This is a genomic window from Kitasatospora sp. NPDC094015, from assembly GCF_040304075.1.
Taxonomy (GTDB): Bacteria; Actinomycetota; Actinomycetes; order Streptomycetales; family Streptomycetaceae; genus Kitasatospora.
Window position 1 is genome coordinate 216,528 of sequence record NZ_JBEOUL010000004.1, and the last position, 20,580, is coordinate 237,107.

Genomic DNA, 20,580 nt, shown 5'->3' on the forward strand with positions numbered 1-20,580 from the left:
CCCCCGGCACGTGCATGCCGACCACTCGACCGCGACGCCGGTCCCCCTGGGCGGCGGCCTTCCCCCGGTTACAACGGGGGCGCGAGCGGAGCCGAAGCACTTCACCCCGATCCGCATACGGACTCTCAGTATTTACGCAGGAATCTTTAAGGTCAACGGGTTTCAGATCCTGATGGCGCGTAAGCCATGCGCCCACAATCGGCGACTGCTGGTTCGACGCATAACGCCGGCTCGGTGGCCCGGCATGTGGGTCGGCCAGGCGCGTGGACGCCGCGGCCAGGGAGGGTTCAGCGGGTTCGGCGCTGAGGTGCGGCGGGCGGTGCGGCCGGGCTGGCCGGGGTGGTGGGAGTGGTGGGGGTGGTGGGAGTGGTGGGGGTGGGCCGCTGGCCAGGAGAGAGCGCTGTGGCTGCGCGTATACGGGCGGCTTCGGCGGCGGAGTTGTAGCTGGGGTTGCGGCTGGTGTGCTGGATGCGGCCGAGGAGGACCTTGGCGGGCAGGCGGGCGGTGGTGAGTTCGCGGCGGGCGGCTGCCTCCTGGAGGAGTTGGCGAGGCTGGTGGCCGAGGGCTTTGGCGTCGGCGAGGACGGTGGCCAGGGCGGGCCAGTTGGGGTCGGCGAGGATGCGCTTCGCGTGGTCGGGGACGGCGGAGCGGACATCGCCGGCGAGGGTGTTGGTGATCTCCTTGGTCGGCTGGCGGTGGATGAGGGCGGCGAGCTGGTCGGTGGCGGCCTGGTCGTAGGCGGCCTGAAGGTGTTGGACGGCCTGCCGGGCGGCGTGGGCCTGCTGGGCGTGGCCTGGTGCCAGCGGCCGGTGAGGATTGCCGCCCACACGAGGGCCGCGATCATGACGGTGAGGGCGTTGCCGTCCGCGGCCGTCCTCGCGGACGGTGGTGGCGAGGATATGGACGTGGTCGTCGGTGTGGCGCACCGCGATCCAACGGCAGCCGTGCGGGTCATGGTCAGGAGCAATGCCGACGGCGTGGACGATGCGGCGGGCGATCTCGCCCCACTCGGCATCGGAGAGGTACCGGTCGCCGGGGGCGGCGCGGACGGGGCAGTGCCAGACGTGGTCGGTGGCCTTCTTCCCGAAGCCGCTGTTGTGCAGGTTGACCGGCTCGTCGAGGATCCGGGCGAGCTGGGTGAGGGTGGCGTCCGGGTCGCGGCCGGGATCGCGCAGGCCGAGCGGGCTGAACGAGGCGACGATGTGCGGGTCGACGTGCTCGTCGTGGCGGCCGGGCCCGTAGAGGTAGGCGAGCAGGCCGCGGGTGTTGCCGCCGGGGGCCTTGATGGAGGGGATCACGCGCTGGCACCTCCTTCTTCGAGGCCGGTCGGGGTCGTGGGTATGAGCAGGGCTCGGGCGATGTCGGTCAGCAGCCCTTCGAGGCGTTCCAGGCGTTCGCCGATGTCGGGTTCGACGCGGTCGTCGCGGTGCAGTACGTGGGTGAGCTGGCTGATGTTGTTGCCGATGGCGTTGATCTCCTGGCGGACCTCGGCCCGGAACTCCTGGAGGGCGAGTCGGTCGGTGTGCAGAGGCAGGTCGACGGTGAACTCGCCCCGGATGAGCGCGAGCGCGATGTCGCCGAGGTACCCGGAGATCGTGTCCTTGTAGCCGTGGCGCACGGCGGCGTCCCTCAGCTCGACGAGTTCCGCTCCGTGAAGCCGACCGGGCCGACCCGCTCTGTACGGCGGGTTCCGGTGTGCTTGCGGTGCTTGCCCTTGGGCATCGGTTGGGCGCCTTCGGGAGTGTTCAGTTTCGGGACGTCGAGGGCTGCGGTGTTCTCGTGCAGGAACGCGGAACTGGCGGCGCGGACGCTCTCGTCATCGACGACGGCGGGCGTCTCGGTGCTCGGCTGGTCGGCGCGGACACGCGCGAGGATGTCGCGCTGCAGCGCGTCGAGCTTCTCCGCGTCCAGGCCGCCCGCGGCCTGGACCTCCTGGCCTGGCGCGCCCTCGCGCCGGGCCTCCTCCGCCACCCCTGGGGCGGAGGACCCCAGACCCGCGCGAAGTGTCGGAGACTGGGTACAACTGGCTCCGCCAGGAGCAGAGTTACCGAACGCGCGGAGCAGACGGCCGATCAGCCTACCGCTCTTGGCGCCCTTCTCGGCAACGGCGGGAAAGATGTCGCGGGGGTGCTGCGGGGCGGGCACGGGGTCTCCGGATTTCTGTCGGGACAGGCGGCGGGGTTACGGGTGATGGTCCGGGCGAATGCCGGTTAGGCGGTGCCGGAGATGCGGTGCAGAAGGCGGCGGTCCGGGCTTCACACGGCCGGGGAGTGGGCGCGACGCTGAGCCGGATGCGGTGGGGCGGGCACCTCGCCTCACTGGGTCGGCGAGGTGCCCGGATGCGTGCGGATCAGTCGATGGCGGTCTGCTGGTGGGGCTCGTCGTCGGGGCGGAGCATCTTCATGACCTCGCCGAACTTCCGGCACCCGGTCACGCTGGCGAAGGAGCTGCTGACCGTCGACGACGTGTCGCAGGGGCGGCTGACGGTCGGCATCGGCGCCGGCGGGGTCGGCTTCGACGCGACCGCGATGGGTCAGGAGCCGTGGTCGCCGAAGGAGCGGGCGGACCGGTTCGCCGAGTTCCTGCCGCTCCTGGACGAGCTGCTGACCACCGACGCGACCACCCGCGAGGGCCGGTACTACTCGGCCGTCGAGGCGCGGAACATCCCCGGCTGCGTGCAGCGGCCCCGGGTGCCGTTCTACGTGGCCGCGACCGGGCCGCGCGGGCTGCGGCTGGCGGCGGAGCACGGACAGGGCTGGGTGACGTACGGCGACCCGCGCGGCCCGGCGGACGTGCCGGTGGAGCAGGCGCCCGCGGTGATCGCCGGGCAGCTGGCCAAGCTCACCGCCGCCTGCGAGGCACAGGGCCGGGACGTGTCGGAGCTGGAGAAGGTGCTGCTCCAGGGCTCGACGGCGGAGAAGCCGCTCGCCTCGCTGGACGCCTTCGTGGACTGGGCCGGCACCTACCGCGAGCTGGGCATGACCGAGCTGGTGATCCACTGGCCGGTGGCCGATTCGATCTTCGCCAACGACCTCGCGGTCTTCGAACGGATCGCCACCGAGGGCCTCGCCCAGCTGGGCTGATTCCCTGTCCGGCGGGGCGGGCAACGGTCGGGCGGCCACGGTGTGGCCGCCCGATTGCGGTTCGATCACGACGTGTCCGATTGATGTCCCAATGGCACGACTTCGCTCGTGAACCCGGTTGTTGGCGGGCTCGGCGCGCTCTCATAATTCCAGCTGACACGCGTGTCGGCCGGTTTTGCGGGAGTCGCTGGGGGGTGACTTCGGAGCACCAGGTGCGAGCGCGGCACAGTCCGTTCTACCTGGGGGGAGTCCCTTGACCGTGCCCGAAGACAGCCCTGACGACACCGGATCGGCAGCCGCCGAGCGGCCCGCGCCGCCGGTGGCCCCGGCGCCCGCTCCGCAGCCGGTGGCCCTCGACAAGGCGGACCCTGCACCGGCCCCCGCCGACCCGGCGCACCCCGTCGATCCCCTCGACCCCGCCCTCCTCGACGCCGCGGCCCTCGACGGTGACGCCGCCGCCCCGCAGCCTTCGCGCGGCCTGAACCGCGGCGCCCGGGTGGCGCTCGCCGTGGCCGGCCTGCTGGTCGTCACCGCCACCAGCACCGCCGTCACGGTCGCCGTCGGCAAGCCGGACACCGCGCCGCGTGCCGTCGCCGCCGCGCCCACCGCCGCGCCCACGGCGTCGGCCTCGGCGAGCCCGACCCCGACCTCGGTGCCGACCCCGTCCGCCAGCACCCCGCCGCCGCCCGCGCCGAAGCCGAGCAGCACCCTGCACGGCACCGTCAACGGTGACAAGCACGGCGGTGACCTGCGCTTCTTCCTGATCCCGATGCCGGACGGCGCCGAGTCCTACGGCTCTTCCGACGGCGTGCAGTTGAGCACGGACGAGGTGTCGAAGGAGTTCGGCAACGCCGACGAGATGCCGCGCATCCTGAAGTCGTACGGCTACCAGGACGACGCCGCCGAGCGGCGCTACCGGACCGCCGACGGCAAGCAGGAGGTCGAGGTCCGGATGATGCGGTTCAAGAACCGCGACATGGCGAAGGAGTTCGCCAAGGGCATGACCTTCGACACCGGCGACACCTTCGACGTGGACGGCGACGGCGCCGCCCGCGGCATCATGATGAAGCCCGAGCAGGAGGCCTGGACCGGCCAGATGCTCGGTGTCTCCTTCGTCGGCGACGTCGAGTACGAGGTCACCGTCTACGTGAAGGGCACCCCGGACAAGGCCCTGCTGGCGGACGCGATGAGGCGTCAGCGCGAGCGGCTGGGCTCCGGTGGCTGAGCCGCAGCCGGCCGAGCGGCCGGATCCCGTCCCTGATGCGACCTCACCTGCCCAGGAGCACCCCGTGACCACCGAGACCCCGGAACCGCCCCCGGTTCCCGAGGCTCCCGCCGCACCACCGGCCACCGCACCGGACCACAGCCCGGAGCCGGCCACCGAGCAGGCCGCCGCACCCGCCCCGGACACCGATTCCGACGCCGGTCCCGAGCAGGCGCCCGAGGCCGACCCCGAGCAGGCCCCCGCCGCCCGGCGGATCAGCACCGGCCGGCTGCTGCTCGCCGCCGTGCTGCTCGGCCCGCTGCTGGGCGCGGTCGGCGGCTACGCCATCCAGGCGAGCCGCCCGCCGACGCCGCTGCCCCCGCTCCAGGTCGGCGCGCCGCACTACCCCGCCACCACCCTGGACGAGCAGGCCGTCGCGGCCGCCCAGCCCAAGCCGTTGGCGGTCGACGGAGACCTCCGCAAGCTGATGATCAGCAAGCCGGACGGCGCCGAGAACTGGGACGACTACGGCTACGGCGACGACTCCGGCTGGATGTCGATCGGTGAGAAGGCGCTGTCCTACGGCCGCGCCGACCGGGAGTTCCGGGCGCTGGTCCAGCAGGGCTTCAAGCGCGACGCCTTCCTCGCCTGGAAGAAGGGCGAGACCAAGTACCTGGTCGAACTGGTCCAGTTCGACGAGGACTCCAGCCAGTCGGCCGTCTCGCTGGTCGGTGACACCCAGGCGGGCGCTCAGCCGCTGGACGGTGGCACCATCAACGGTTCGTACAGCGCGAGCGACAAGCAGTACACGTACGCCGAGAGCACCGAGAAGTACTACCTCGGGGAGGCGGTGGCCCGGCGCGGAAACGTGGCGATGGTGATCTCCGTCTACTCCCCGACCCAGGTCAACGGCGATGAGCTCAAGGCCCTCGCCAAGCTGCAGTGGGAGCGGCTGGTATGAGTGAGTCCGCAGTGAACCCTGCGACGGCCGAGCCGTCGCCCGCCCCGACCACGGCCCCGGAAGCGGCCCCGGAAGCGGCCTCGGAAGCGATCCCGGCTCCGGCCCCCGAGGCGGCCCCGGCCGCACCCGCCGGCGCCGACCCGTTCGCGGCCCCGTCCACCGAGCCGCGGCCCGAGCCGCCCGCCGAGCCGTACCCGGCCGCCGCCCCCCGCACCGCCTCCCGTGCCGGCTTCGCCGTGCGGGCCGGCGCCGCCGTGGTGGCCGCCGCGCTGGTCGGTGTCGGGCTGGGCCTTGGCATCATCAAGGTCCGCTACGACGACGCCCCGGCCACCGCGGTCGCCGCCCTGGCGCCGACCGCGACCGCCTCCCCGAGCCCCTCCTTCGGCGCCAAGTCCAACGGCAGCCACTTCGGTTCGATGCGCGATCTGCTGCTCCCGGTCCCCGCCGGCTACCACCTGGGGCCGGACTCCGGCGCGTACGGCAACGACACCGAGCTGACGGACGAGCAGCGCAAGGCGTGGGTCGAGGACGACGTCCGGGCCCTGCCCCCGAAGCTCCAGGACATGGTGCGCAAGGTCTGGGAGGACACCCCGCTCAAGGGCGGCGGCGTCCGCAGCATGGTGTCCACCGACTCCGGCCTGGTGGTGACGGTCTGGCTGCTGCAGTACCACCAGGAGGCGGTCAAGGCCGACAACGCATGGGCCGGGGCGCTCGGTTCGGACTCCGGACTGTTCCGGGTCGGGCCGGAGGTGCCCGGCCACGCCGAGGCGCACTGCTACCTGCCGTACATGCCGCCGGGCTCCCTGGTCGACACCCTCTCCTGCTCCGCGGCCGAGGGTGACCTCCGCGTGGTGGCGCGGGTCGAGGGGGTCGCGCCGCTGCCCAAGGACAAGGTCGTCACCCTCTTCACCCAGCAGCTCGACCGGCTGGCCCGCCCTGGAGCGTCCGTATGACCGACACCACCGCACCCGAGTCGGACCGCCGGCCCGCCGACGGGCCCACCGAGCCGGCGGTCGATCGCGAGCAGCCGCCGGCCGACCCCTGGGCCGCCCCGGCCCAACTCGGCGAACCCACCCTGGACGCCTGGTCGTTGCCGGCCGAGGCCGTGCTGGCCGAGCAGGCCTCGGCGCCCCGCCGGGCGAAGCTGCTGCGCTGGGGCGGCGCCGCACTGATCCTGGTGCTGACCGCCACCGCGACCGCCGTCGCCGTCACCCTCCCGGACCGCACCAGCCTGCCCGGCCTGCGGACCCCCAACGACGGTCGCTACGCCTTCCCGCAGCTGACGCTGCCTCCGCTCCCCTCCGGCAAGGCCGAGCCCGCCAAGGCCGACCTGCACCGGCACTTCGCGGACCTGCGCCAGCTGCTGCTGCCCGCGCCCGCCGGGGCCCGCCTCGAGGAGCCCGCACCGGCGGCCGCCGGCTCCGCCGCCCCGAGCGCCTCCACCAGCCCCTCCGCGAGCCCCGCCCCGAGCGGTACCCCCGGCGCGACCGCGACCGCGACCGCCACCGGCAGCCCGGCAACCGGCGCCGTCCCCGCCGGCACCTGGGCCGAGTGCAACGACTACGCGGCCGGCGACAAGAACGCCCCGAAGGTCACCGCGGCCCTGCTGGAGAGCGCCTGCCGGGCGGCCACCAAGCGGGTCTGGACCGGGCCCGACGGCACCCGCACCGAGATCTGGCTGCTGCGGTTCGGCTCCAACACCGAGGCCAACCGCTTCTACGAGCGGTCCTCGACCAAGACCGAACCCACCGCGACCGGCCCGCTCAAGCGTTCCGACCTGGTCTTCGCGTCCATGGGCGGGGTGGCCTCGCAGGCCCGCGCCGGTGAGCAGAAGGCGAACGGCCGCCCGGTCGCCGAGGCCGCCGACCTCGCGGCGGGCGACGTGGTGGTCCGGATCGTGATGACCAACCCCGCAGGGGTCCCCGAGCAGGCCTTCCGGCAGGTCGCGGTGCTCCAGGCCGACCTGCTGGCCTGACCCGACGGCAGCGGCCGGGCCCGCCCTTAGGGGCAGGCCCGGCCGACGTCATCCTGGAGGACGACTCCGGGCTCAGCATCCCAGCTCATGCCCGGGGCACGGGCCGCCCACTACGTTGGTGGACGTGTCCACTGTCATCAAGACGGACGGCCTCACCAAGAGGTTCCCCCGGGTCACCGCTCTCGATCAGCTCACCGTGGAGGTGCAGCCCGGGGTGGTCGGACTGGTGGGGGCGAACGGGGCGGGCAAGTCCACACTCATCAAGATCCTGCTGGGGCTCGCCCCGGCCACCTCCGGCACCGGGCAGGTCCTCGGCCTCGACATCGCCACCGAGGGCCCGGCCATCCGCGAGCTGGTCGGCTACATGCCCGAGCACGACTGCCTCCCGCCCGACGTCTCGGCCACCGAGTTCGTCGTCCACATGGCCCGGATGTCCGGCCTGCCCGCCGCCGCGGCCCGCGAGCGGACCGCGGACACGCTGCGCCACGTCGGCCTGTACGAGGAGCGCTACCGCCCGATGGGCGGCTACTCCACCGGCATGAAGCAGCGGGTCAAGCTGGCCCAGGCGCTCGTCCACGACCCACGGTTGGTGCTGCTCGACGAGCCGACCAACGGCCTCGACCCGGTCGGCCGGGACGAGATGCTGGCGCTGATCCGCCGGATCCACTCCGACTTCGGCATCTCCGTCCTGGTCACCACCCACCTGCTCGGCGAGCTCGAACGCACCTGTGACCACCTGGTGGTGATCGACGGCGGCCGGCTGCTGCGCTCGTCCTCCACCGCCTCGTTCACCGAGGCCACCCAGCTGCTCGCGGTGGAGGTCACCGACCACCCCGACGACCTGACCCTGGACGCCGACCGCGCGGTGAGCGAGCGGCTCACCGCCGCCGGTCTCACCGTCCGCCCGGACGGCGCCCGGCTGCTGCTGGTCGAGATGGCCGGCGAGGACACCTACGACACCATCCGCGACACCGTCGCGGGTCTCGGCCTCGGCCTGGTCCGGCTCGAACAGCGCCGCCACCGGGTCGCCGAGATCTTCACCGCCGGAGCCGCCGGTACCGCCGGAGCCACCCCGGCCGCCGGTACCGCCGGAGCCACCGGAACCGCCGACGCGCTCGCCGGAGCCGCCGACCAGCAGGCAGGAGGTGCCCCCGATGTCGTCGCCCGCTGAGCCGCGGACCGCGCCCGACAGCGGCGTCATCCACAACATCGGCTACCGCGGTTACCAGGGCCCCCGGCTCGGCCGCACGTACGCCACCCGTTCGCTGTTCGTGCAGAGCCTGCGCGCCGCGTACGGGCTCGGCCGCTCCGGCCGCTCGAAGGTGCTGCCGATGCTGATCCTGGCGGTCCTCGGCGGGATCGCCCTGATGATCGTCACGATCACCATCGTGACCGGCCAGAAGCACCTGCTGGTCGACTACCACCGCTTCCTCAGCAGCTTCGGCCTGCTGACCACCATCTTCCTGGCCGCCCAGGCGCCGGTGCTGATGTCCCGGGACCTGCGGCACAGCACCGTCCCGCTCTACTTCTCGCGGCCGATCACCCGGGGCGACTACGTCCGGGCCAAGTTCGCCGCGATGACGGCGGCGATGATGGTCCTGATGACCGTCCCGCTGCTGGTGCTCTACCTCGGGGCGGTGCTCGGCAAGCTGCCGTTCGGGACCAACACCGCGCACTTCCTCTACGGCCTGGCCACCGCCGCCCTGTACGCGGTGCTCTACGCGGCGATCGCCCTGCTGATCGCCGCGGCCACCCCGCGGCGCGGCTTCGGGGTCGCGGCCATCATGGGCGTGCTGGTGGTCTCCAACGTCATGGCCACCATCGTCTACGAGATCTCCCGGGCCCCCGGCGGCGGCCCCGACGCGGCCGGCTGGGTCGTGGCGATCTCCCCGGACCTGCTGGTGGAGACCGTCACCAACCGGCTCTTCGGCCTCGGCGAGGGCGCCGTCCCGCCGCCGAACACCTTCGCCGTCGTGGTCTTCGGCGTGGAGATCGCCGTGCTGGTGGCCCTCTCCTACCTGTCCCTGCTCCGCCGCTACCGGAAGATCTGAGAGCCCGTCATGGCCGTCATCACGATCGACAAGGTCTCCCGCTGGTTCGGCAACGTCGTGGCCGTCAACGACATCAGCATGGAGATCGGCCCCGGCGTCACCGGCCTGCTCGGCCCGAACGGCGCCGGCAAGTCCACCCTCATCCACATGATGAGCGGCTTCCTCGGCCCCTCGGCCGGCGCGGTCACCCTCGACGGCGCACCGATCTGGCGCAACCAGCAGGTGTACCGGCAGATCGGCCTGGTGCCCGAGCGGGAGTCGATGTACGACTACCTGACCGGCTGGGAGTTCGTGCTGGCCAACGCCGAACTGCACGGCCTGGCCGACCCCGCCGCGGCCGCCCGCCGCGCCCTCGCCCTGGTCGAGATGGAGCAGGCCCAGGACCGCCGGACCGGAACCTACTCCAAGGGCATGAAGCAGCGCGTCAAGATGGCGTCCGCGCTGGTCCACGACCCGGCCGTGCTGCTGCTCGACGAGCCCTTCAACGGGATGGACCCGCGCCAGCGGCTCCAGCTGATGGAACTGCTGCGCCGGTTCGGCGCGGAGGGCCGCACGGTCCTGTTCTCCTCGCACATCCTCGAGGAGGTCGAGCAACTCGCCCGCCACATCGAGGTCGTGGTGGCCGGCCGGCACGCGGCCTCCGGCGACTTCCGCCGGATCCGCCGGCTGATGACCGACCGGCCGCACCGCTACCTGGTGCGCTCCAGCGACGACCGCCGGCTCGCCGCCGCGCTGATCGCCGACGGCTCCACCGCCGGGATCGAATTCGACCCGCGGGAGAAGGCGCTGCGGATCCAGGCGGTCAACTTCCAGGGCTTCACCACCCTGCTCCCGGAGGTCGCCCGGCAGGCCGGCATCCGGCTGTACACCGTCTCCCCGGCGGACGAGTCGCTGGAGAGCGTCTTCTCCTACCTCGTCTCCTCCTGACCCCGGACGCCGTCGCCCGAGCCCGGAGGCCGTCGCGGCCCCGCCCGTAGCGCCGCCGACCCGGGCCTCCACCGGCCTCCACCGGCCACCGGCCGTCCGAACACCCGCCAGAAGGGCTGGAACCCATCGTGAACCCGACCGTCGCCAGGCTGACCGTGCGCGGTCTGCTCGGCCGCCGCCGCGGCGTCCTGCTGCTGGTGGTCCCCGTCGTGCTGCTGGCGATCTCGCTGATCGCCCGCGGCTCCGGCCAGGACCGCCACGACCTGGCCGCCACCATCCTCGGCCAGCTCGCGCTGGGCACCCTGGTCCCGATCCTCGGCCTGGTGGTCGGCACCGGCGCGATCGCCACCGAGATCGACGACGGCTCGATCGTCTACCTGCTCGCCAAGCCGCTCCCGCGCTGGCAGATCATCACCACCAAGCTGGCCGTGGCGGTCGCCACCACCTGGGCGTTCGCCGCCCTTCCGACCCTGCTGGCCGGACTGATCATCTACGGCACCCAGGACGGCCTGGCGGTGGGTTACGCGGTCGGCGCGCTGGCCTCCGGAGCCGTCTACAGCGCTGTGTTCCTGCTGCTCGGCGTGGTCACCCGGCACGCCGTGGTGGCCGGTCTCGGCTACGCGCTGATCTGGGAGAGCCTGGTCGGCAACTACGTCGAGGGCGCCCGGACGCTGAGCATCCAGCAGTGGGGGCTGTCGGTCGCGCGGGCCGTCGCGGGCGAGGGCGTGATCAGCGCCGACGTCGCCCTCGGCACCGCCGTCCCGCTGCTGGTGCTGGTCGCGCTCGGCGCCACCGTGCTCGCCTCGGTGAAGCTGGCCGGGTTCACCCTCGTCGCGGAGGACTGAGCCCGGCCTGCCAGACCTGCTCGGCCCGTACGGCTGCCGGCTCACCCGGCGCCCGTACGGGCCGCCGTCGCATCCGGCTGCCGGCTGACCCGGCTGCCGGCTCATGCGACCGGCGACCGGGGCCGTCTCAGAGCGTGCGGTTGCGCCCCGCGCCCCAGCCCGCCACCGCGGCCGCGCCGGCCAGCACCAGCATCAGCGCCAGCGGCACGGTCCAGCCGCCGGTCAGCTGGTGCAGCGCCCCCGCACCGACCGGCCCGGAGGCCGCCACCAGGTAGCCGACGGCCTGGCTCATCCCGCCCAGCCGGGCGGCCCCCGCCGGGGTGTCGGTCCGCAGCACGATGAAGGCCAGCGCCAGCCCGAACGAGCCGCCCTGCGCGACCCCGAGCACGGCGGCCGCGGCCCAGGCCCCGGGGACGGGAGCGAGCAGCAGCAGTGCGATGCCCGCCGCGTTCAGCGCGGCCATCGCCACGGCCAGGCCGCGCTGCCGGGTCATCCGGCCGGCCAGCAGCGGCACCAGGAACGCGCCGACCACCTGGAGCAGGTTGGAGAAGGCGAAGACCAGGCCGGCCTCGCCGCGGTCCATCCCGTGGTCGGCCAGGATCGTCGGCAGCCAGGCCACCAGGACGTAGACCAGCAGCGAGGAGATCCCCATGAAGGCGCTGATCTGCCAGGCCAGCGGGGAGCGCCAGATCCCGTCGGCGGTCCGGCCGCCCGGGGCAGCCGGACCGGCCGTCGTGTCGGGTGCCGCGGGCCGGGCGGCGGCCGCCGCTCCCGCGGCCTGCCGCTGCCGCAGCACCTGCGGCAGCCAGGCCAGCGCCGCCACCACGGCCAGCAGCGACCAGGCGCCGAGCGAGGCCTGCCAACCGCCGCCGAGCGCCCGCTCCAGCGGCACCGAGGAGGCGGCCGCCATGGTGGCGCCCACCAGGGTCGCGGTCGAGTACAGGCCGGTGGCGGCGGCCGCCCGGGCCGGGAACTCCCGCTTCACCAGGCCCGGCATCGACACGTTCAGGACCGCGATCGCCACGCCGATCACCACGCAGCCCAGGTAGAGCGCGAGCGCCGAGGGGAGCACCCGCAGCAGCACGCCGGCGCCCAGCGTGAGCACCGCGCCCAGCACCACCCGCTCGGTGCCGAACCGCCGGGTCAGCCGGGGGGTGAGCGGCGCGCCGACGCCCTGGAACAGGGCCGGCACGGTGGTGATCAGCCCGCTCGCGGTCGCGGACAGGTGGAAGGTCTGCTGGATCTCCCCGAGCACCGGGGCGACCGCCGCGAGGCAGGCCCGCATGTTCAGTGCGACCAGCACGATGCCGGTCAGGAAGAGCGCGGGGTGCGCGAGCTTGGTGCGGGTACGGACCGTGGGAATGGCAACCGGCTGCTGGGCCCGGGTGACCGACATGAGGTGGTGCTCTCTCTGCGACGGGGAGGACTGCGGCGAAGGGGATCGGGGGAGGCCGGGACGGCCCCGCCTCACTTCCGGGCGGCGATGGCGGCGAGCAGCTGCTCCACGGCGGCCGACGGCTCCGCGAGCAGCGCGCGACAGGCGGCCTCGGACCGCTCGGGGTCGCCGCTCTCGATCGCCGCGACCAGCTCCTCGTGGGTGGCGATCACCACCTCGGGCATCTCGTGGTCGCCGAACGCGGCCCGCATCGACTCCCGCACCGAGGCGCCGAAGTACCGGTAGACCTCGGTCAGCGCCGGGTTGTGCGCGGCCTCGACCACGGCGGTGTGGAACTCCAGGTCGTGCTCGACCGTCGCCTCGCGGCCGGCCCGCTCGGGGTGGGCGGCCAGCACCTCGGCCTCCCGGGCCAGGGCCGCCCGCATCCGGGCGATGTCCTGCGGGGTGTGCCGGACGGCGGCCAGCCGCGCGGCCTCGGCCTCCAGGGCGGCCCGAACCTCCAGGACGTCCCGGACCCCCGAGCGCTGCACGCCGCGCAGGACGGCGGCGGGGTCGCTGGTGCTCCGGACGAAGGTGCCCTCGCCCTGCCGGGAGACCAGCATGCCGGCGTGCACCAGCACCCGGATCGCCTCCCGCACGGTGTTCCGGCCGACCTGCAGCCGTTCCGCCAGCTCGTGCTCGCTCGGGATCTTCGACCCCACCGGCCAGGCGCCGGCGCTCAGCTGTTCGCGGAGCTGCTCGATCGCGGCGTCCACCAGGGAACGTCGGCCGGCGGCCTGCAGTCCGTCGTTGCCGGTCACGGGCGGGTCCTTCCTGGGTGGGTCGGCGGGTACGCGTCCGCGCGTACGCGGATGATCAGCAGTCATCCTACAAGTGATTGCCCGGTCATCCTACAACTGACTCGCGGGTCAACTTTCGACATCGGATCCCCCCTCCGGGTGGTGGCCCCTGTCCGGGTTGACGCCCGGGGTCCGCAGGGGCCGCCCCCGGCGGTCGTACCGGGGACGGTGGCGCGGTCCGGCCACCCGCCGGGCCCCTTCCCAGGACGGGGTCGGCCGGACCGAACGTAGAGTCCTCCCCGATCCGTTGACACAGGTGACGGGAACCGCCCCGGCGCGGGCTGCGTTTTTCCGATCGTCCCTGTCCGCTTTCCGTCCCGTCCTGGAGTCAGACCCCATGGTGTTCAAAAAGCTGCTCGGCGCGCTCGGAGTCGGCGGTCCCACCGTCGACACCGTCCTGTCCACGCCGGTCGTCCGGCCCGGCGGGTCGCTCCAAGGACAGGTGCACCTGGTCGGCGGGACGCAGGACGCGGAGATCACCGGCATCACGCTGACCCTGGTCGGCCGGGTGGAGGTCGAGCACGAGGAGGGCGAGCACACCGGGCTCTCCGCGTTCGCCCGGTTCGCGGTCAGCGCCCCGTTCCGGCTCGCGGCGGGCGAGCAACGGTCCGTCCCGTTCAGCGTCACCGTCCCGTACGAGACCCCGATCACCAGCTTCGCCGGCTGGCAGCTGCCCGGTATGGCGGTCGGCGTGCGGACCGAGCTGGAGATCAGCGGCGCCCGCGACAAGAGCGACGCCGACCCGCTCGGGGTGGCACCGCTGCCGGTGCAGCAGCGCGTCCTGGACGCCTTCACGGCGCTCGGCTTCCGGTTGCACAGCGCCGACCTGGAGGCCGGGCACATCCGGGACAGCGCCCAGCGGCTGCCGTTCTACCAGGAGATCGAGTTCGCGGCGGCGCCGCAGTACGCCGGTGTCTGCAAGGCCGTCGAGCTGACCTTCCTCACCGGCGAGACCGGGACCGAGGTGGTGCTCGAGTTCGACAAGCGCGGCGGCGACGTCATCCACCGCCACCGGCTGGAGCACACGGCCGGCGACCAGGACCTCACAGCCGTGCTCGAGGGCTGGCTCCAGCAGGTGGCCGCCGGCTACGGCGCGCACGGCCACGGCGGCCACGGCGGTCACGGTCACGACGGCGGCCACGGTCACGGCGGGCACGGTTTCGGGTCGGCGGCCGCCGGCGCCGCGGCCGGTCTGGTCGGCGGGCTGGTCCTGGGCGAGGTCGCGGAAGAGCTCTTCGAGGACTTCTTCGAGGGCTGACGGCCCTTGGAGCCGCTCGCGGATCCGGTTGAGACGGTCATCTCATGCCCATCTCAGGCCCGGCCCGTGACTCCAGAATGATGCCTTTATATGCTCCGCAGAAGTTCTACGCGTCGGTACTGCACACGGTGTGCTGCTGAGGCTTCGTGTTGCTGCCGTCGGTGAAGGGTGTACGCATGGCAGGCCAGAGGGCGGGGGCGTCCGACCAGGACGCCGGCTGGTGGCGTGACGACGCCCCGGACCAGGGCGGCGACTACCGTGACGACGCGCCGTACCGTGACGACGCCCCATCCACCGGCTCGCCCAGCGTGGTCGGCCAGCGCCGCCGCAGACCCGAGCAGGACGGGGGCGACCAGCCCCGCAGCGGCGGTCGGGCCGAAGCCCGCCGCGCCCAGGGCCGCGGCGGTGCCGGTGGTCCCGGCACCCCACCGCCCGGCGGCGGCCGCGCGGCCGCCCGCGGCCGCAAGAAGCCGCGCAGCAAGAAGAAGTACATCGCTTGGATCTCGGTCGGTGCGGTCGCGCTGGTCGCGGCCGCCGGCGGCGCCGTCTACCTCAAGCTCAACGGCAACATCCAGTTCTTCGGCAACGACCAGCTGAGTGCGGACCGCCCGCCCGCCGCGGCCCCCGACGCCCAGGGCCGGACCCCGATCAACGTCCTGCTGATCGGCTCGGACTCGCGCGACGGCAGCAACCGCGACCTCGGCGGCGGCGAGGACGGCGGCGCCCGCTCCGACACCACGATGCTGCTGCACGTCTACGCCGACCACAAGCACGCCGTCGGCGTCTCCTTCCCGCGCGACGCCCTGGTCGACATCCCGGCGTGCAAGCTGCCGAACGGCAAGTGGACCAAGCAGCAGAGCGGCGTGATGTTCAACAGCGCCTTCTCGGTCGGCAACACCGACCAGGGCAACCCGGCCTGCACCCAGAACACCGTCGAGAAGCTCACCGGCATCCGGGTCGACCACACCATCGTGGTCAACTTCTCCGGCTTCGCCTCCATGACCAGCGCCGTCGGCGGCGTCAACGTCTGCCTGCCGAACGCCATCTTCGAGGGCGACCTCAACCCCAACCTCGGCCACAAGGGCAAGCAGCTCTACCCGAAGGGCGAGCAGAAGGTCGAAGGACAGGCCGCCCTGGACTACGTCCGGCTGCGCCACGGCATCGGCGACGGCTCGGACATCGGCCGGATGAAGCGTCAGCAGGCCTTCATGTCCTCCCTGATCAAGCAGGTCAAGGGTGCCGGCATGAACCCCACCACGCTGCTCCCGCTGGCCGACGCCGCCACCAAGTCGCTGCTGGTGGACGAGGGCCTCAACAGCGCGGCCAAGCTCCTGTCCTTCGCGATGTCGATGAAGGACATAGACCTGCACAACATCAAGTTCCTGACCACGCCGTGGAAGTTCGACAAGGAGCGGGTCGCGCTCGTCTACCCCGACGTCACCCAGCTCTGGACGGCCCTGAAGGCCGACCGCACCCTGGACGGCGAGGACGCCAGCGGCGGCACCGCCGCCCCGGCGGAGAGCGCCCCGGCCAGCCCCACCCCGGCCGCGGAGATCCCGGCCCCCGGCACCGTCAAGGGCACGGGCATCAAGGTCGGCGTCTTCAACGGCACCACCACCCCCGGCCTGACCACCAAGGCGGCCGGCGCGCTGAAGGCCTCGAAGTTCACCGTCACCGCGACGGCCAACGCCGCCCAGCAGAACCACGCGACCACCGTGGTCCAGTACGGCCCCGGCGAGAAGGCCAACGCCCAGACGGTGGCCTCGCTCTTCCCCGGTGCCACCCTGGAGGCCGGCACCAAGGCGGGCATCAGCCTGGTGCTCGGCCAGGACTACGCCGCCGCCAACGGGGGCGCCCCCGCGTCCGGTACCGCGGCGGCGCCGGGCCCGCTGCCCAGCTCGGTGGCCCAGGACGCCCGTTCGGCCGACGACGACCCCTGCTCCAACGTCTCCTTCGGCTGACCCGCATCCGGAACCGGCGACGGGCGCCGCACTCCATGGAGTGCGGCGCCCGTCGCGGGTCGTGCGGTTGGGGTGCGTGCGGGGTCGGGTTCGGGCGGCTGCGGTTCCGGCCCCGGGGCCGGTGGGTCGGCCGGTCAGCCGCCGAGGCCGAAGACCCGTTCCAGGACGACCGCCACACCGTCCTCGTCGTTGCTCACCGTCACCTCGTCGGCGACCGCGCGCAGGTGCTCGTGCGCGTCGGCCATCGCCACGCCGTACCCGGCCCAGTTGAGCATCGGGATGTCGTTGGGCATGTCGCCGAACGCGATCGTCTGCCTGGCCTTCGCCCCCAGCCGGTAGGCGGCGAGCGAGAGGCCGGTGGCCTTGGTCAGGCCGAGCGGCAGTATCTCGACGATCCCCGGACCGGCCATGGTCACCCCGACCAGCGCCCCGGCCACCCGGTGGGCGACCTCGGCGAGCGCGTCGTCGCCGAGCTCCGGGTGCTGGACGTAGAGCTTGCTGATCGGCGCGGTGAACAGCTGGTCGGCGGCCACCCGGCGGACCGGCAGGTCGGATCCGATCTTCAGCTGGTAGCCGGGGCCGGCCAGCACCTCGCCGTCCAGGCCGTCCTGGTTGGCGGCGACCACCAGCGGGCCGATCTCGGCCTCGATCTTGGCCAGGGCGAGGGCGGCCAGCTGGCGGTCCAGGGTGAGCGAGGTGAGCAGCTTGTGCGCCCCGGCGTCGTACACCTGGGCGCCCTGCCCGCAGACCGCCAGGCCGGTGTAGCCGATCTCGTCGAAGACCGGGCGGGCCCAGCCGGCCGACCGGCCGGTCACGATGATGTGCCGGGCACCGGCCGCCGTGACGGCGGCCAGTGCGGCCCGGTTGCGTGCGGACACCGTCTCGGCGGTGTTCAGCAGCGTGCCGTCCAGGTCGGTGGCGACCAGCCGGTACGGCAGGTCGCCACCCATCGCGTCCGGGGGGTTCTCGGAAGAGGAGACGGGGCTCGGGCCGGGCGTACTCATCTTCCGTGCATCTCCAGGGAGTTGTGGTGCTGCGACGGCAGGGCCGCCGCGGTTGCTGTTACTTGGCGGGCTCGATCACGGTGCGGCCGCCGAGGAACGGGCGCAGCGCGGCCGGGACGACCACCGAACCGTCGGCCTGCTGGTGGTTCTCCAGCAGCGCGACGATCACCCGGGGCACGGCGACCAGGGTGCCGTTGAGGGTGGCCAGCGGACGGACCTTGCCCTCCTCGCGCATCCGGATCGACAGCCGGCGGGCCTGGTACTCGGTGGTGTTGGAGGTCGAGGTGACCTCGCGGTACTTGCCCTGGGTCGGGATCCAGGCCTCGATGTCGAACTTCCGAATGGCCGAGGAGCCGAGGTCGCCGGAGGCGACGTCGATCACCCGGTAGGGCAGTTCCAGCGCGTTCAGGAAGTCCTTCTCCCACTGGAGCAGGCGGCGGTGCTCCGCCTCCGCGTCCTCGGGGGTGGTGAAGACGAACATCTCCACCTTCTCGAACTGGTGCACCCGGATGATGCCGCGGGTGTCCTTGCCGTACGTCCCGGCCTCGCGGCGGAAGCAGGAGGAGAAGCCCGCGTAGCGCAGCGGCAGCTTGTCCGCGTCCAGGATCTCGTCCATGTGGTACGCCGCCAGCGGGACCTCGCTGGTGCCGACCAGGTACCGGTCGTCCTCGGCGAGGTGGTACACGTTCTCGGCGGCCTGGCCGAGGAAGCCGGTGCCGTCCATGGCGGCCGGGCGGACCAGCGCCGGGGTGATCATCGGGGTGAAGCCGGCCGCATCGGCCTGGGCCATCGCCATGTTGACCAGGGCGAGCTCCAGCAGCGCGCCGATACCGGTCAGGTAGTAGGAACGGGCGCCGGCCACCTTGGCGCCGCGCTCGGTGTCGATGGCGCGCAGGAGCTGGCCCAGCTCGACGTGGTCCTTGGGCTCGAAGCCCTCGGCCGCGAAGTCGCGCGGGGTGCCGATCTCCTCCAGGGTGACGAAGTCCTCCTCGCCACCGACCGGCGCGGCCGGGTCGATGAGGTTGGCGAGCGAGCGCAGCAGTCGCTCGGCCTCCTCCTTGGCCGCGGCCTGCTCGGCGTCGGCGGCCTTGACCTCGTCGGCGAGTGCCTTGGTGCGCTGGAGCAGGGCGGTCTTCTCCTCGCCCTGGGCCTTGGCGACCTGCTTGCCGAGGGTCTTCTGCTCGTTGCGGAGCTCGTCGAAGCGACTGCCCGAGGACCGGCGCCGTTCGTCGGCGGAGAGGAGGGCGTCGACGAGCTCGACGTCCTCGCCACGGGCGCGCTGCGAGGCGCGCACTCGGTCAGGGTCCTCACGGAGCAGGCGAAGGTCAATCACGGGGTCAGCCTACCGGGGAGAGGCTGCCCAGCAGGAAACGGTTTGCCGGATGGTCCGGCGGGCGGGGCCGGGGCTGCGGGCCGTACAGCGGGGCAGTGCAGCCGGGTGTGGGGCGGGGCCGGTGGGGTGGCGGCCGGCCGGGTGACCCGCGGGGTCGGTGAGCCGACGGGGCCGGGCTGGGGATAACTGGGCCCAACCTGTGGATAACTGCTGTGGGGAAGCGGCTGCGGGGGCGTTTTCCACAGGCTCGGGGCGCAGCCTGTGGATGGCGGCGAAGTCCAGGATCTCGGCGGAGCGAGCCGAGGAATTGAGGTTTTAAACCTCGATGAGCCTTCTGGACCGAGCTAATTCCCTCGCTCGGACGGGTGATCTATCGGCTTAAGGGTGACTCTGGTCCGATTAGTCACCCGTGTGTCGCTAGCTGATGATCTGAGCGGATGCGACTGTGGCTATGCCGTTTTGTCGACTCATCCCCAGGGCTGTGGATAACTCTCGATCCACACCTCCTGTGGATGGAAGAGCCGTCCTGTGGACGAAGGGGCACCGAGTGCCGCGCCGCCGCCTTTCCGGGCCCGCAACCGCCGTGCAAGGCCGCTGCACCACCCGGGTGAACGGCTCGGAGTCGCGAATAACGGCGGATCTGAACGGAAAGCGACGAATTGCCGTCGATCGACCCAACACGTTACCGGCCGGTACTACTCGGCGATGACGCGGTACCCACGCACCCGCCCCGGGCGCGGTGACTCAGGACTCGCCGCGGCCGTCCAGGCAGCGCGACAGCCAGTCGGCGGCGGCCGCGAACTCGGCGTCCGAGGTGCCCGGCCGGACCTTCTTCGGCGCGCCCTGGTCCGCGCGCGGATAGGAGCCGAGGAATCGCACCTGCGGACAGATCCGCTTCAGACCCATCAGCGCCTCGCTCACCCGGCGCTCGCTGAGGTGGCCCTCGCAGTCGATCAGGAAGCAGTAGTTGCCCATGCCTTCCCCGGTGGGCCGGGACTCGATCCGCATCAGGTTGATCCCGCGCACGGCGAACTCCTGGAGCAGTTCCAGCAGCGCACCGGGGTGGTCGTCCGGCAGCCACACCACCATCGAGGTCTTGTCGGCCCCGGTCGGCGAGGAGACCCGCCCGGGCCGGCCCACCAGCACGAAGCGGGTGGTCGCGTTGGCGGCGTCGTGGATGTCGTTCACCAGCACGTCGAGCCCGTACAGCGGCGCGGCGAAGTCACCCGCGAAAGCGCCGTCGAAGCGCCCCTCCTGGACCAGCCGCGCGCCGTCGGCGTTCGAGGCGGCCGACTCCCACTGCGCGTCCGGCAGGTTGGCCGCCAGCCAGCGGCGCACCTGCGGCTGGGCGACCGGGTGGCTGGTGACGGTCTTCACGTCGGACAGCGCGGTGCCGGGGCGGACCAGCAGGGCGAAGGCGATCGGCAGCAGGACCTCGCGGTAGATCATCAGCTGCTTGCCGGAGGCCAGTTCGTCGCTGGTCGCGGTGACCGCGCCCTCGACCGAGTTCTCCACCGGTACGAAGGCCCCGGCGGCCTCGCCGGCCCGGACCGCGTCCAGCGCGGCCGGCACCGAGGCCAGCGGGATCAGCTCGCGGGTGGCCGCCTCCGGCAGGGTGCGCAGCGCGGCCTCGGTGAACGTGCCCGCGGGCCCGAGGTAGGTGTAGCGGGTCGCGGACATCGCAGCCTCCGTGCGCGGGTGGTGCAGAGCAGTACTCGACTTGCCACCTTAGTCACTCCGGCC

Annotated in this window: 18 protein-coding genes and 1 pseudogene; 11 read left to right on the forward strand and 8 right to left on the reverse strand. The window is 72.8% G+C overall.

The annotated features are described in order from the left end of the window. Positions 1-287: 287 nt before the first annotated feature. The 3 genes and pseudogenes from ABT014_RS07210 to ABT014_RS07220 all read right to left on the reverse strand — a co-directional run bounded on the left by ABT014_RS07210 (position 288) and on the right by ABT014_RS07220 (position 1,971). Positions 288-1,298 (reverse strand): annotated as a pseudogene (locus ABT014_RS07210) (hypothetical protein). Continuing rightward, positions 1,295-1,618: a MobC domain-containing protein gene (locus tag ABT014_RS07215; RefSeq protein WP_350637652.1), complete on the reverse strand. Its 324-nt coding sequence runs from the start codon at positions 1,616-1,618 to the stop codon at positions 1,295-1,297. The pseudogene ABT014_RS07210 and the gene ABT014_RS07215 overlap by 4 nt, the downstream one beginning before the upstream one ends. 11 nt (positions 1,619-1,629) lie before the next feature. Next, the gene (locus ABT014_RS07220; RefSeq protein WP_350637653.1) at positions 1,630-1,971 is read right to left on the reverse strand and encodes a hypothetical protein; all 342 of its coding nucleotides are present in this window, start codon (positions 1,969-1,971) and stop codon (positions 1,630-1,632) included. Between the two features lie 386 nt (positions 1,972-2,357). On the opposite strand from ABT014_RS07220, the gene ABT014_RS07225 reads away from it, so the two are divergent. The 9 genes from ABT014_RS07225 to ABT014_RS07265 all read left to right on the forward strand — a co-directional run bounded on the left by ABT014_RS07225 (position 2,358) and on the right by ABT014_RS07265 (position 11,046). Next, positions 2,358-3,083, forward strand: coding sequence for an LLM class flavin-dependent oxidoreductase (locus tag ABT014_RS07225; protein ID WP_350637796.1), 726 nt, complete (start codon positions 2,358-2,360; stop codon positions 3,081-3,083). A gap of 253 nt (positions 3,084-3,336) precedes the next feature. Further along, a complete protein-coding gene (locus tag ABT014_RS07230) occupies positions 3,337-4,308 on the forward strand; it encodes a hypothetical protein (protein WP_350637654.1) in 972 nt (323 codons plus the stop codon). Between the two features lie 64 nt (positions 4,309-4,372). Beyond that, entirely contained in the window at positions 4,373-5,248 is an 876-nt protein-coding gene (locus ABT014_RS07235) for a hypothetical protein (RefSeq protein WP_350637655.1), read from the forward strand. Then, positions 5,245-6,201 carry a hypothetical protein gene (locus ABT014_RS07240; protein WP_350637656.1) on the forward strand — a complete coding sequence of 319 codons (957 nt, stop codon included), beginning with the start codon at positions 5,245-5,247 and terminating at the stop codon, positions 6,199-6,201. Before ABT014_RS07235 ends, ABT014_RS07240 begins: the two co-directional genes overlap by 4 nt. After that, positions 6,198-7,223, forward strand: coding sequence for a hypothetical protein (locus ABT014_RS07245; RefSeq protein WP_350637657.1), 1,026 nt, complete (start codon positions 6,198-6,200; stop codon positions 7,221-7,223). Before ABT014_RS07240 ends, ABT014_RS07245 begins: the two co-directional genes overlap by 4 nt. 124 nt (positions 7,224-7,347) lie before the next feature. Further along, positions 7,348-8,394: an ABC transporter ATP-binding protein gene (locus ABT014_RS07250; RefSeq protein WP_350637658.1), complete on the forward strand. Its 1,047-nt coding sequence runs from the start codon at positions 7,348-7,350 to the stop codon at positions 8,392-8,394. Continuing rightward, complete coding sequence (locus tag ABT014_RS07255; RefSeq protein ID WP_350637659.1) at positions 8,378-9,274, forward strand: ABC transporter permease; 897 nt, start codon at positions 8,378-8,380, stop codon at positions 9,272-9,274. The genes ABT014_RS07250 and ABT014_RS07255 overlap by 17 nt, the downstream gene beginning before the upstream one ends. A gap of 9 nt (positions 9,275-9,283) precedes the next feature. Continuing rightward, a complete protein-coding gene (locus ABT014_RS07260; protein WP_350637660.1) occupies positions 9,284-10,201 on the forward strand; it encodes an ABC transporter ATP-binding protein in 918 nt (305 codons plus the stop codon). Between the two features lie 125 nt (positions 10,202-10,326). Continuing rightward, a complete protein-coding gene (locus ABT014_RS07265; protein ID WP_350637797.1) occupies positions 10,327-11,046 on the forward strand; it encodes an ABC transporter permease in 720 nt (239 codons plus the stop codon). A gap of 127 nt (positions 11,047-11,173) precedes the next feature. Here ABT014_RS07265 and ABT014_RS07270 read toward each other — a convergent pair whose 3' ends face one another. Continuing rightward, on the reverse strand, positions 11,174-12,442 hold the full coding sequence (locus ABT014_RS07270) for a CynX/NimT family MFS transporter (RefSeq protein ID WP_350637661.1): 1,269 nt from the start codon (positions 12,440-12,442) through the stop codon (positions 11,174-11,176). Positions 12,443-12,513: 71 nt separating this feature from the next. Further along, positions 12,514-13,242: a FadR/GntR family transcriptional regulator gene (locus ABT014_RS07275; protein WP_350637662.1), complete on the reverse strand. Its 729-nt coding sequence runs from the start codon at positions 13,240-13,242 to the stop codon at positions 12,514-12,516. Positions 13,243-13,618: 376 nt separating this feature from the next. Here ABT014_RS07275 and ABT014_RS07280 point away from each other — a divergent pair, with 376 nt between their 5' ends. Together ABT014_RS07280 and ABT014_RS07285 are read left to right on the forward strand one after the other, a co-directional pair. Further along, a complete protein-coding gene (locus ABT014_RS07280; RefSeq protein WP_350637663.1) occupies positions 13,619-14,539 on the forward strand; it encodes a sporulation protein in 921 nt (306 codons plus the stop codon). 176 nt (positions 14,540-14,715) lie between these two features. Further along, positions 14,716-16,500 (forward strand): LCP family protein, encoded by a 1,785-nt coding sequence (locus ABT014_RS07285; RefSeq protein WP_350637664.1) that lies wholly within the window; start codon positions 14,716-14,718, stop codon positions 16,498-16,500. A gap of 134 nt (positions 16,501-16,634) precedes the next feature. Here the strand turns inward: ABT014_RS07285 and ABT014_RS07290 are convergent, their stop codons facing one another. The 3 genes from ABT014_RS07290 to pheA all read right to left on the reverse strand — a co-directional run bounded on the left by ABT014_RS07290 (position 16,635) and on the right by pheA (position 20,517). Next, positions 16,635-17,504: an HAD family hydrolase gene (locus tag ABT014_RS07290; RefSeq protein ID WP_502894878.1), complete on the reverse strand. Its 870-nt coding sequence runs from the start codon at positions 17,502-17,504 to the stop codon at positions 16,635-16,637. Between the two features lie 58 nt (positions 17,505-17,562). Continuing rightward, positions 17,563-18,837, reverse strand: coding sequence for a serine--tRNA ligase (gene serS / locus ABT014_RS07295; protein WP_350637665.1), 1,275 nt, complete (start codon positions 18,835-18,837; stop codon positions 17,563-17,565). A 744-nt stretch (positions 18,838-19,581) separates the two neighbouring features. Beyond that, positions 19,582-20,517, reverse strand: a complete 936-nt coding sequence (pheA, locus tag ABT014_RS07300) for a prephenate dehydratase (protein WP_350637666.1) — start codon at positions 20,515-20,517, stop codon at positions 19,582-19,584. Positions 20,518-20,580 lie beyond the last annotated feature (63 nt).

What these genes read in the sequence shown, in the direction of transcription:
- ABT014_RS07260 (WP_350637660.1), top strand. Translation starts at nt 9,284, where the DNA reads ATGGCCGTCATCACGATCGACAAGGTCTCCCGCTGGTTCGGCAACGTC.
- ABT014_RS07255 (WP_350637659.1), top strand. Translation starts at nt 8,378, where the DNA reads ATGTCGTCGCCCGCTGAGCCGCGGACCGCGCCCGACAGCGGCGTCATC.
- ABT014_RS07240 (WP_350637656.1), top strand. Translation starts at nt 5,245, where the DNA reads ATGAGTGAGTCCGCAGTGAACCCTGCGACGGCCGAGCCGTCGCCCGCC.
- ABT014_RS07290 (WP_502894878.1), bottom strand. Translation starts at nt 17,504, where the DNA reads ATGAGTACGCCCGGCCCGAGCCCCGTCTCCTCTTCCGAGAACCCCCCG.
- ABT014_RS07225 (WP_350637796.1), top strand. Translation starts at nt 2,358, where the DNA reads ATGGCGGTCTGCTGGTGGGGCTCGTCGTCGGGGCGGAGCATCTTCATG.
- ABT014_RS07270 (WP_350637661.1), bottom strand. Translation starts at nt 12,442, where the DNA reads ATGTCGGTCACCCGGGCCCAGCAGCCGGTTGCCATTCCCACGGTCCGT.
- ABT014_RS07245 (WP_350637657.1), top strand. Translation starts at nt 6,198, where the DNA reads ATGACCGACACCACCGCACCCGAGTCGGACCGCCGGCCCGCCGACGGG.
- pheA (WP_350637666.1), bottom strand. Translation starts at nt 20,517, where the DNA reads ATGTCCGCGACCCGCTACACCTACCTCGGGCCCGCGGGCACGTTCACC.
- ABT014_RS07285 (WP_350637664.1), top strand. Translation starts at nt 14,716, where the DNA reads ATGGCAGGCCAGAGGGCGGGGGCGTCCGACCAGGACGCCGGCTGGTGG.
- ABT014_RS07280 (WP_350637663.1), top strand. Translation starts at nt 13,619, where the DNA reads ATGGTGTTCAAAAAGCTGCTCGGCGCGCTCGGAGTCGGCGGTCCCACC.